We start from the raw sequence: 11,913 nt of genomic DNA, 5'->3' as shown, positions 1-11,913 counted from the left end.
TCCTTTTTATTACCTCAATGATTACGCTTCTGGCGCATCATCTTTTGGCTCAGCAACAACTTCTTCAGAAGTCACTGTTTCAGCTTCGGTATTTTCAACTTCATCTATAGCATCTAACTCTTCGTCATCTTCTACAGCTTCAATTGAAACCACACCCACCAATGTCTCAGCATCGCTTAAGCGGATCAAACGAACACCTTGCGCGTTACGGCCTGTTGTTGCAACTTCAGCAGCGCGCGTACGTACTAATGTACCACCATCAGAAATCAACATGAGTTCTTTGGTTTCATCAATCGATACGGCACCCACAAGCTCACCATTACGCTCACTTGTCTTGATTGCAATTACGCCCTTACCACCACGTTTCTTGGTCGGGAAGTCATCTACTGGCGTACGTTTACCATAACCATTGGCACATGCACAGAGCACTTCACCCGTTTCAGGTACAACTACAAGCGAAACAATGCGACTGACTAAATTTGAATCTGATGAATCATCATTGTCATCACTATCATCATTTTCAACGTCAGCATCTTCAGCTTCGATACTGTTGCTTGCAAAGCTGACACGCATACCGCGTACGCCTTTCGCTGTACGCCCCATCGCACGAACATCAGTTTCAGCAAAACGGATTGCCTTACCTTCATTCGAGAACAACATGATCTGCTGATTACCATCGGTAATCGCAACACCAATCAGGGTGTCTTCTTCATTCAGCTCGATCGCACGTAAACCGTTTGAACGCACATTACTAAATTGTGCAAGTTCAACACGTTTTACCGTACCTGATCCAGTCGCCATAAACACGTAATGGTTCTCAGGGAACTCCGTCAACGGTAAAATAGCAGTAACAGTTTCATTCGCTTCCAGAGGAAGTAAATTGATAATTGGACGACCTTTTGCACCACGAGATGCTTGCGGTACTTCAAACACTCTCAAGCGATAAACTTTACCAACATTGGTAAAGCACAATACAGTTGCATGGTTCGATGCCACAATTAAATGCTGGATGATGTCATCATCTTTCATTGCGGTTGCAGACTTACCACGACCACCACGGCGTTGCGCTTGATAATCAGAAAGTGGTTGAGTTTTTGCATAACCTGTTTGAGACACAGTCAATACAACTTGCTCTTCAGGAATTAAGTCTTCACGGCAGAAATCAACGCCAGATTCCACAATCTCGGTACGACGACCATCACCGTATTGCTGCAAAATCAAGGCAAGTTCTTCACGAATCACATTCATCAATAAGTTGAAATCATTGAGGATTGCCGTTAATTCAGCAATTTGACCCAAAATTTCAGTATATTCAGCGTGTAACTTATCTTGTTCTAAGCCCGTTAAACGGTGTAAACGCAATTCTAAAATCGCAGCCACCTGAGTTGGCGATAAACGATAGATATCACCTGACAAGCCAAATGGACGTGCTGGATCTTCGCCTTCAATCTCGTCTGGACGAACTGAAATTGCACCTGCTTTTTCGAGTAAGGCAACAACACCACCACCAGCCCACTCGCCAGACTGTAAACGTTCACGCGCTTCAGCCGGGTTTGCAGATGTTTTGATGGTTTCGATAATTTCATCGATATTGGCTAATGCAACGGTCAAACCTTCCAAGATATGACCACGCTCACGTGCTTTACGCAGTTCGAACATGGTACGGCGAGTCACAACTTCTTGGCGATGACGAATAAATGCCGCAATAATATCTTTCAGATTCATCAACTTCGGCTGACCATTATCCAGGCAGACCATGTTGATGCTGAACGAGTTTTGAAGCTGGGTGTGCAAGAACAGGTTATTCACCGCAACTTCTGCATTTTCGCCACGTTTCAAGTCGATGGCGATACGCATACCTTCTTTATCAGACTCGTCACGAAGCTCTGAAATACCTTCCAGTTTCTTTTCTTTGACTAACTCGGCAATACGCTCAATGGTTTTTGCCTTGTTCACCTGATAAGGAATTTCAGTAAAGACGATCGTGGTACGACCTGTTTTCTGGTCTTCTTCGAAGTGATATTTACCACGAATATGCAAACGGCCTTTACCAGTACGGTAAGCATCTACAATGCCTGATTTACCGTAAATAATACCGCCCGTAGGGAAATCTGGACCCGTAATGTGTTCCATCAATCCTTCTATAGAAATATTCGGATTGTTGGCATAAGCAAGACATGCATTCACAACTTCTGTCATGTTGTGTGGCGCCATATTGGTCGCCATACCCACCGCAATACCTGTCGTACCATTAATCAGAAGATTAGGAATACGTGTTGGCATCACCTGAGGAATACGCTCGGAACCGTCGTAGTTGTCTTCCCAATCAACAGTATCTTTTTCTAAGTCTGCCAAAATTTCATGGGTTAACTTTTGCATACGAACTTCGGTATAACGCATTGCAGCCGCGCTATCGCCATCGACCGAACCGAAGTTACCCTGACCATCCACCAGCATGTAACGCAAGCTAAAGTCCTGCGCCATACGAACGATTGTTTCATATACTGCGCTGTCACCATGCGGGTGATATTTACCGATCACATCCCCGACAACACGAGCAGACTTTTTGTATGCTTTGTTATAATCATTGCCCAATTCGTGCATCGCATATAACACGCGACGATGAACAGGTTTTAGACCGTCTCTCACATCTGGCAATGCACGAGATACGATTACGCTCATCGCGTAATCTAGATATGAATGCTTGAGTTCGTCCTCAATGGCAATCGGTCTGATTTCCGATACGCTCATGCATACTCCTTGTTTACAGGTAGAGAGTTGTACCTGTTTTTATGTCTTCAATCTTGCAAAAATTCAGCTCAAAGACTTGAACTAAAAATAAAAAATACAGCGAAAAATTATAGCATAAAGGACGAAATAACGGTAAGTTTAGAACCGCAAAAATAGCATTTTTTTACAATAAAAAGAATATATAAATGAATGACTTAAAATTACTAAAAACAGAAAAGCGTCGATAAAAATACTTTATGAAGCACTTTGGGTAAAAAAACAGCAAAACCTGTTCCCAAAGTCGCTCCTTCGCCGCAATTCTGTAAGAGCCAGAACCCCAATTAAACTGTTAAATAACGCTCAATTTTTATTGATAAGGTTTAGGTGAGAGTTCTGCTTCCATTGCTAGCGTGAGCTTGTCTTGCTCAGTCACCCGATCCTGTCGCATAAAATAAAAAGCAGAAAAGAACAGCGCAAGAATAAATGGGTTTTCGTACAGCTCTTCCACAATATCCTGATTGGCATGATTACTGAGTAACAAGGTGTCAATAAAGCGATGATGCTCGATACTATCCGCCAGAAACAATGACAAAACCGCAATCAGTAAATACCAGAACGGCAACTTGACCTGTTGCCACTTATATTTGATTTCAGCTCTTAAATGAGGAGAAAACAGCATAAAAACAACAGGTGCAATTACAAAAATTGAAATGATCCTGAAGTAGATATGAGGAACTTCTGGGAAAAAGTCACGCCCCCAACTAATGCTTCGCCCAAAGAACATCAACCACCACGCCATCGCCCATAGCCAGAACCATTTTTTCTGCTCAGTTAAAGTCTTAGGTTTGACATAGAACCATGTAAAGGGAACACAAGCCAATAATACAATGGCCTGCACTGCCTCTAAAAAATGAACATTCCATGTCAACAGCACTGAACTCTCAGCAACAGCTAGAAATGCGGTGAGAAATAAAAGGGAGAATAGAACTAACACAACGCCATTTAAACGAAAATCAAACTTCATTATTCAACAAAAAAACCATCGAAAATGAAAGCTTAACAAAAGTGTACTAATGAGTACACTTTTAGCTTAATTGAAATTAACCATTAAGAAAAACTTAAATTAATACGATTTAAATCAGTAGGTTAAATTAGCAACAGTATCGTTGCATAAAGGAAACGCTCTGTCTCATAAGCTTAAACCTTCGATCAGCAAAGAAAAAATCAAAGCCACCCTTCACTGTTCTGGACGATATTGGGCTGGAATCCATTGATAGCCGTGTGCATTTTTGCCGATATGACCAATTCCGGGAAATGCCACATGCGCAGCGCCGATCCACCAATGATTTTGATAAGCTTGCTCAAAGATATTTTTACGTACTGAGATGGCGCGTTTAGCATCAGTATCTGGTTTATAGCTAGCTTCAGGATAAGGAAATTGCACAGCCGCATAATGCACCACATCACCCAAGCCCAAAAACTTTTGTCCATTTTTTCCATCGATAAGATAAGAAGAATGGCCTTCGGTATGACCCTGTGTGCTGATCAGTTCAACATTCGGCACATCAAAAGAGGTTTTGCTAAAGGCAATCAACTGCCCTGTTTGCTGATAAGGCTTTAATGCATCTCGGGTCATTTTGAATAAAGGTTTAAAAAAGTCACTGGCTTTTGCCTCATTCTGAGCAGAGGTCCAGTAATCTACATCCTCTTTCGCTAAATAGACTTTGGCATTTGGATAAACCATTTTCCCATCCAGCGTAATTCCGCATAAATGATCAGGATGCGCATGGGTAATTAAAATCGTATCAATCTGCTCAGGTTGTAAGCCTGCCTTTTTTAAGTTTTCTGGAACATGACCCAGGCTTGGGCCAAAACATTTTGCAGTACCCGCATCAATTAAAATATTCTGTGTCGGCATCTGTACTAAATAAGCCGAAAAATCGGTCACGATCTGGTTGTGTTCATCGACAGGTACAAAGTTCTCTTTAAATAACTGACTGGCTCTTGCAGATGAAATTCCCAACAAATCACTACGAGGCAAGCCCAGCTCCCCATCAAACAGAGCCGTGACTTTCAAATTTCCAACAGACTGTAAAAAATATCCCGCGACCTGCTTTACCTGAGGACTAGACTCCGCATGAACCGTAACAGCACTAAACAGTAGCGCAATTAGAATGGGTTTTAATAATTTCACGTTCATCGCCTTGATATTAGATTGCTTTAAATCTAACGCTGCTGAGTGATTAAAATCGCTCAATTATCTACGCGAAACGCTCAATTTAGATTATTCCAAGGATAGAACGGCGGGATCAACCTCATAACGCTGTATAAATCGCTCACGAAAGGTTGCAGCAGATTGATAACCTGACTTCGCCGCAATCGTTTTCATCGGCAGTTTGCTTGAATAGAGCAACTCCAAGGCATGGGCTAGACGTGCATGCATAATGATTTCTCTTAAAGAAGTTTGTTCATGACTCAATTTACGTCGCAATGTGGCGCTGCTTAAACCTAAGCGGCTTTCAATTTCATTGGATTGCCATTGATGTTGAGGCTGATCCAGCACCCACTGGTAAATCTGTTTTGACAGTTTTAAAGGAGGCAGAATCAGCACATCTGCACAATGCTGCTGACATAACTGCACAAGGATGGCTGCAATCGATAAGCGAGCTTTAACGAGATCCTGCTCAAATAAAGCCTTTTGCCAAGCGAGAAGATGTGGGGCAAAATCCTCAATTGAAAACTGTAATATTGCTTCTGTTTTATCGGTAATAGGCTTGGCCCAAATCATCTGTGCCGCATGAATCACTTCTTCACACATCGGCACCAGAATCGTCAAATATTCTCCTGTTTCCGGATCTGGAATATTGACGGTATTCGCAACAGTATCAGGCTTGATAATAAACAGATCACCCGCCCTGAGGTTAACCTGCTGGTTATACATTTTTAATTGTTGTTGCCCATGCAGAATCATCCCCATGTGCAATTGATTCACTTGAATATTCGATAGTCCATGCTGATTTTTCGCCCGAATACATAAGTAATCTCGCGCCATATCTGCAAGTGCCAATCTGACCAGCGAACGATGTAAATACTGTTCATCCATCGCAGCCGTAGAATCAATATTCATGATCAATCCAATAAAAAACGCCCTTGCGCAATTTATAGCACAAGGGCGTTTTCTTGAATAAGTGGCAGACTGTAAATTACAGTTTGCTTACCAATTCTGGAACAACAGTGTTCAAATCACCAACTAACCAGTAGTCAGCAACGCTGTTGATTGGCGCTTCTTCGTCTTTGTTGATCGCAACAATAACTTTAGAATCTTTCATACCCGCCAAGTGCTGAATCGCACCTGAGATACCAATCGCCATATAAAGATCAGGCGCAACGATTTTACCAGTTTGACCAACTTGGAAGTCGTTTGGTACGAAGCCAGCATCTACTGCAGCACGTGAAGCACCTTGAGCAGCACCAAGCTTATCAGCCAATGGATCAAGGACTTTGTGATAGTTCTCACCAGAACCTACACCACGACCACCAGAAACAACGATACGTGCAGCAGTTAACTCTGGACGATCAAGTTTCACGATTTCTTCGTTTACAAAGGTAGAAATACCAGCGTCTTTTGCTTCAGCAACAGCTTCAACCGCAGCAGAACCGCCTTCAGCAGCGACTGCATCAAATGCTGTACCACGAACTGTACCAACGATGATTGCTTCATCAGATTGAACAGTTGCAATCGCGTTACCCGCATAGATAGGACGCTTGAATGTATTTGCAGATTCAACAGCAATGATGTCTGAAATCATGCTTACGTCAAGAAGTGCAGCAACGCGTGGAAGAATATTCTTACCAGTCGTTGTAGACGCAGCTAATACGTATTTGTAACCGCCTTTCGCGATGTCAGCAACTAAGCCAGCAACGTTTTCAGCCAATTGGTTTGCATAAGCAGCATTGTCAGCAAGTAATACTTTGCTCACACCAGCAACTTTAGCAGCAGCGTCTGCAACTGCTTGAGCGCCAGAACCAGCAACTAATACAGTAATATCACCACCGATTTTTTGAGCTGCCGCAACAACGTTTAAAGTTGCACCGTTAAGTGTCTGGTTGTTGTGATCAGCGATAACTAAAATACTCATGATTTTATCCTTCTGTATTAGATCACTTTCGCTTCGTTTTTCAATTTTTCAACAAGCTCGTCTACAGACTTCACTTGTACGCCAGCTTTACGTTCAGCAGGAGCTTCAACTTTAATTGTTTTAAGCTTAGTACCTGTTGCAACGCCATAATCAGCAGGTGATTTAGTATCAAGTGGCTTTTTACGCGCTTTCATGATGTTTGGAAGAGCAGCATAACGTGGCTCATTCAAACGTAAGTCAGTTGTGATGATTGCAGGAAGTGCAAGCTCAACAGTTTGTAAACCACCGTCGATTTCACGAGTTACCTGAACTTTACCACCGTCAACTTTAACTTCTGATGCGAACGTACCTTGACCTGCACCAAGTAAAGCACCAAGCATCTGACCTACTTGGTTAGAGTCGTCATCAATTGCTTGTTTACCAAGAAGAATAAGTTCTGGTTTTTCAGCATCAACTACGCCTTTCAAGATTTTAGCAACTTCAAGAGCGCCAACTTCATCAGCAGTTTCAACTAAAATACCACGGTCAGCACCTAGAGCCATTGCAGAACGAATTTGTTCTTGAGCTTCTTTAGCACCCACTGAAACAACAACGATTTCAGAAACTGTTCCTTTTTCTTTTAAGCGAACCGCTTCTTCCACTGCGATTTCACAGAATGGGTTGATTGACATCTTAACGTTGGTAAGGTCAACCCCACTATTGTCCGGCTTAACACGAACTTTAACGTTGGCATCAACCACACGTTTTACAGCGACAAGAGCCTTCATGTAATCCTCGGCTGTTCTAAGCAAGTAAATGTAATGAAGAGTATTCTAACTCTTCGATTGAAACTTTTTAGGTGCCCTATCTTGCAATGTATTTGGCATTTCGGTCAAGTCACAATTTCCGCTACAGCCATAAAAAAGATGAAACGCTCAGTTCACAAAATGAAAATAATGATTCATTCTATTTATTTAGCTCATCAAAATGATGAATATTAAACTTTGATTTTTTTAATATTTTATAAAATTCAATGATCTAAACCAGCATTTTTTATCACGATTGAAATGATCTGTAACGGTTCATTTCCTGCAAACTTACCCACCTTTTCGCTTTCGAGAAAACTTGGCAATTAAGTAATAACATCAATTCAACAAATGTACGGAATAAACTGGAAAAGTAGACGACGATTAATCGCTCAAATTTGCAACATAATATATCAGGATTTAGCTTTTTTGCGCCCGAGGATGTGTTTGGTCGTACACTTTTGCCAATTGTTCAAAGTCGACATGGGTATAGATCTGCGTGGTGGAAAGATTACTATGTCCTAACATTTCCTGCACAGAACGTAAATCGCCACTGGCAGAAAGCATATGGCTGGCAAAACAATGACGCAATAAATGCGGATGCAAGTCGACATTGACACCTGCACGTTGCGCTTGCAGCTTGACCCGATTTTCAATTTGACGTGGCGTTAAGGCATTGCCACGTTGCGAGATAAAAACCGATGAATCCGCATTAAAGTCACCTTGCCAGATCCGATAGATTTTCAACCATTCAACCAGACTGTCTTTGGCTTTGCTTCCAAAGGGAACAATGCGGGTTTTATTACCTTTACCTGTGATGCGTAATAGCTGCCGATTAAAATCAATATCCTTAATCGTTAAGCCTTGCAATTCAGCCAGACGTAAACCGCTTGAATATAATAGTTCCAGCATTGCTTTATCGCGCAGCCACAATTGCTGCTCAATTGGTTTTTCAGGGGTCACCTGATCTAGAATTTGATGAACCGTCTCAATATCGATCATCCCCGGTAAAGGTCGCGGTTGACGCTTTAATTTAAAATCTTCGGATGGATTCTGCTCAAGATATTGCCCTTGCTCTGCCCACTTCATAAATTGGCGAATAGATGTCAAATGCCGCTGTAGACTGCTAGAGCTCAATTGATCCCGCTCAACACGGGCAGCCAGATACTCTCTCAAATCCGATGCTTCGATATCTTGTAGTTGTAATTGTTTTTGTTCGCAGAAATGAAAGAAATCAGTTAAGTCACGTTGATAGGCCGAAATGGTATGTTCCGACTGATTTTGAATAATACGTTCTTTTAACCACATGGACAGTAGTTTTGCAGGGGTTTCCAAATGACTCTCCATGCTGATAAATAAAGCTGAGTACAGTCTAGCAAATTTTTTCCTCTATTCATCCTCAACCTTCTCGAACAATCCATTGCGCTGTACTACAATCATTTTTAAGTTTTAAATGGTGCTTGATCAATGACAACCATGCTTATTCCCTATCTTGTTGCAATTACCCTGCTGACACTGACGCCTGGCCTTGATACCACGCTTATCATTCGTACAGCAACATTAGAAGGCAAAGCAAAAGCATTCCAAGCTGCATTGGGTATTAATTTGGGCTGTATCGTCTGGGGGGTGATTGTGGCCTGTGGCTTAGGTGCCTTATTAATGACCTCAGATATTGCCTTTAATCTTTTAAAATGGATGGGCGCAATTTATCTGACGTGGTTAGGTTTGAATCTGCTGTTAAAACCACGTACCCAACTTGCCGATATCAATGAAACAACCGTAACGCAGAACTGGTTCATCAAAGGCTTCTGGGGTAATTTGCTCAATCCTAAAGTTGGTATTTTTTATATTTCCTTCTTACCTCAATTTATCCCTCACTCCTCATCTCCAATCATCTGGACCATGGGCTTGGTAATGATTCATGTGGTGATTGGACTGATCTGGTCGATTTTCCTGATCGCTGCAATGCAATCCATCTCCAGCTACTTAAAGCGACCGAAATTTATTCAATATATGGATCGGATGACAGGAAGTATTTTTATCTTGTTTGCATTGAAACTGGCATTCAGCAAACGATAAAGTATAAAAAAGCGCGTTAATTAAAACGCGCTTTTTTAAATCTTAGATCATCAGCCTTGGAAATATCTTAAATCCAGACGTGCATCATAGACATGTGTGGTTGGCCCTGTCATCCACACCACATCACCTTCACGCCAAGCAATGTGTAATTTACCGCCAGCAAGTTGAACTTCAACTTCATTGGCAAGTAAGCCACGGCGCATACCACTGACAGCAGCAGCGCAGGCACCTGTACCACAAGCCAAAGTCTCGCCAACGCCACGTTCATACACACGTAAACGAATATGCTTTTCATCAAGGATCTGCATAAACCCAGCATTGACACGTGCAGGGAAACGGGTATGCGATTCCACTTGTGGGCCCATACGTTCTACGTCTGCTGTTAATACATCAGGGACGATGGTCACCGCATGCGGATTTCCCATGTTCACTACATCAATATTAATGCTTTGATTGTCAGCAAGTGCCAATGCATATAAGCCTTCAATATCTTCATGCTCTTGAGTCACAAACGGAATTTCTTCGGGAAGAAACTTCGGTTGCCCCATATTGACGCGTACCCAACCGTTGGCACCCAATTCAGGTTCAACAATCCCCGCTTTGGTTTGCACACGGATTTTGGTTTTAGTGGTCAGTTGACGCTCATGTACAAAACGGGCAAAACAACGCACACCATTACCACACTGCTCTACTTCTGAGCCATCGGCATTGAAAATTCGATATTTAAAATCAACATCAGGTAAATCTGGTGGCTCAACGATCAATAGCTGATCAAAACCCACCCCAAAATGACGATCTGCCAAACGCTGAATCGTGACCGTATCTAAATAAGCTCGCTGGGTAACGAGGTCAACGACCATAAAATCATTGCCCAAACCATGCATTTTGGTAAATTCTAAATACATCTCTACTTATTCCTCAGGCAATAAACGCTCTTTTTCCCAGAGTGATTCTATGGTTTCACGCTCACGAATTAAATAGGCTTGATCACCACTGACCATAACTTCAGCAGCTCGACCACGAGTATTATAATTAGAGCTCATTACAAAACCGTATGCACCTGCACCGAGTACTGCCAGCACATCATTTTCCTGAAGTGCCAAGTCACGCTCTTTACCGAGGAAATCACCAGTTTCACAGATCGCACCGACCAAATCCCAAGTTTTCACTTCAACATCAGTATTCGGGTTCACCGATTGAATATCCATCCATGCTTCATATAAAGCTGGACGAATCAAGTCATTCATCGCTGCATCAATAATGGCAAAATTACGATGGTTGGTCGGTTTTAATAGATCAACCTTGGTTAATAATGCACCTGCATTGGCAGAAATACTACGGCCTGGTTCCATATACACTTTCAAACCCAGCTTCTCTAAAGCTGGACGCATCGCATTGGCGTATTCTTCAACACTTGGCGGCGTTTCATCTTTATAACGCACGCCCAAACCACCACCGATATCAATATGTTTGAGGTTAATCCCCAGACTTTTCAACTGCTCAATCATTAAAATGACACGATCAAGCGCATCGACAAAGGGTTTGGTTTCCGTTAACTGTGAACCAATATGGCAATCGATCCCAATAATCTCGAGATTCGGCAATGATGCTGCATATTGGTAAGTTTCATTCACCGTATCGCTTGGAATACCAAACTTATTTTCTTTCAAGCCAGTTGAAATATAAGGATGCGTATTGGCATCAACATCAGGATTTACACGTAAAGAAATCGGTGCTTTCTTTCCTAGTTTTGCTGCCACTTTCTGAATACGATCCAGCTCGGCATGTGACTCCACATTGAAACAAGCAATGCCAACATTTAAGGCTTTTTCGATATCTGCTTCAGATTTACCCAAACCGGAGAATACGATTTTTGAAGGCTCACCACCGGCTGCCAGTACACGCGCCAATTCGCCACCTGTAACAATGTCAAAACCTGCGCCCACTTTTGCCAATACATTGAGAACAGCCAGATTTGAGTTTGACTTCACTGCAAAACAGATTTGATGATCAATAAAATCAAAAGCACGATGCATATCCAAATAATGCTTTTCAAAAGTTGCTTTTGAATAAACATATAAAGGCGTGCCATATTGCTGTGCGAGCTGATCGAGTGAACATTGCTCAGCATGCAATACTCCATTAATGCGAGTGAAACTCATGAAGATGTCCTTATTTAC

The 11,913-nt window shown here is 42.1% G+C and carries 10 protein-coding genes; 1 reads left to right on the top strand and 9 read right to left on the bottom strand.

All coding sequences use genetic code 11. The features are described 5' to 3' along the window. Positions 1–21: 21 nt before the first annotated feature. The 7 genes from gyrA to xerA form a co-directional block, all read right to left on the bottom strand. Positions 22–2,751 carry a DNA gyrase subunit A gene (gyrA, locus tag AWW72_RS12140; RefSeq protein ID WP_004771292.1) on the bottom strand — a complete coding sequence of 910 codons (2,730 nt, stop codon included), beginning with the start codon at positions 2,749–2,751 and terminating at the stop codon, positions 22–24. A gap of 346 nt (positions 2,752–3,097) precedes the next feature. Continuing rightward, positions 3,098–3,754, bottom strand: coding sequence for a hypothetical protein (locus AWW72_RS12135; RefSeq protein WP_062847514.1), 657 nt, complete (start codon positions 3,752–3,754; stop codon positions 3,098–3,100). Between the two features lie 213 nt (positions 3,755–3,967). Then, entirely contained in the window at positions 3,968–4,930 is a 963-nt protein-coding gene (locus AWW72_RS12130; protein ID WP_081410383.1) for an MBL fold metallo-hydrolase, read from the bottom strand. An 84-nt stretch (positions 4,931–5,014) separates the two neighbouring features. Then, complete coding sequence (locus AWW72_RS12125; RefSeq protein ID WP_062847513.1) at positions 5,015–5,857, bottom strand: helix-turn-helix domain-containing protein; 843 nt, start codon at positions 5,855–5,857, stop codon at positions 5,015–5,017. A 76-nt stretch (positions 5,858–5,933) separates the two neighbouring features. Next, positions 5,934–6,869, bottom strand: coding sequence for an FAD-binding protein (locus tag AWW72_RS12120; protein WP_004771288.1), 936 nt, complete (start codon positions 6,867–6,869; stop codon positions 5,934–5,936). Between the two features lie 17 nt (positions 6,870–6,886). Then, positions 6,887–7,636 (bottom strand): electron transfer flavoprotein subunit beta/FixA family protein, encoded by a 750-nt coding sequence (locus tag AWW72_RS12115; protein WP_004771287.1) that lies wholly within the window; start codon positions 7,634–7,636, stop codon positions 6,887–6,889. Positions 7,637–8,074: 438 nt separating this feature from the next. After that, the gene (gene xerA / locus AWW72_RS12110; RefSeq protein ID WP_171254720.1) at positions 8,075–8,962 is read right to left on the bottom strand and encodes a site-specific tyrosine recombinase/integron integrase; all 888 of its coding nucleotides are present in this window, start codon (positions 8,960–8,962) and stop codon (positions 8,075–8,077) included. Between the two features lie 159 nt (positions 8,963–9,121). Between xerA and AWW72_RS12105 the strand changes: the two genes are divergently transcribed. Continuing rightward, positions 9,122–9,733, top strand: a complete 612-nt coding sequence (locus AWW72_RS12105; protein WP_062847512.1) for a LysE family translocator — start codon at positions 9,122–9,124, stop codon at positions 9,731–9,733. 50 nt (positions 9,734–9,783) lie between these two features. Here the strand turns inward: AWW72_RS12105 and dapF are convergent, their stop codons facing one another. Beyond that, the gene (gene dapF, locus AWW72_RS12100; RefSeq protein WP_004771284.1) at positions 9,784–10,638 is read right to left on the bottom strand and encodes a diaminopimelate epimerase; all 855 of its coding nucleotides are present in this window, start codon (positions 10,636–10,638) and stop codon (positions 9,784–9,786) included. Positions 10,639–10,644: 6 nt separating this feature from the next. Continuing rightward, positions 10,645–11,895 carry a diaminopimelate decarboxylase gene (gene lysA, locus AWW72_RS12095; protein ID WP_062847511.1) on the bottom strand — a complete coding sequence of 417 codons (1,251 nt, stop codon included), beginning with the start codon at positions 11,893–11,895 and terminating at the stop codon, positions 10,645–10,647. Positions 11,896–11,913: the final 18 nt, after the last annotated feature.

The sequence above is a fragment of the Acinetobacter sp. NRRL B-65365 genome (genome assembly GCF_001605865.1).
Taxonomy (GTDB): Bacteria; Pseudomonadota; Gammaproteobacteria; order Pseudomonadales; family Moraxellaceae; genus Acinetobacter; species Acinetobacter vivianii.
The sequence above is the reverse complement of the archived record's forward strand: the minus strand, read 5'-3'. Positions and strand labels throughout refer to the sequence as shown.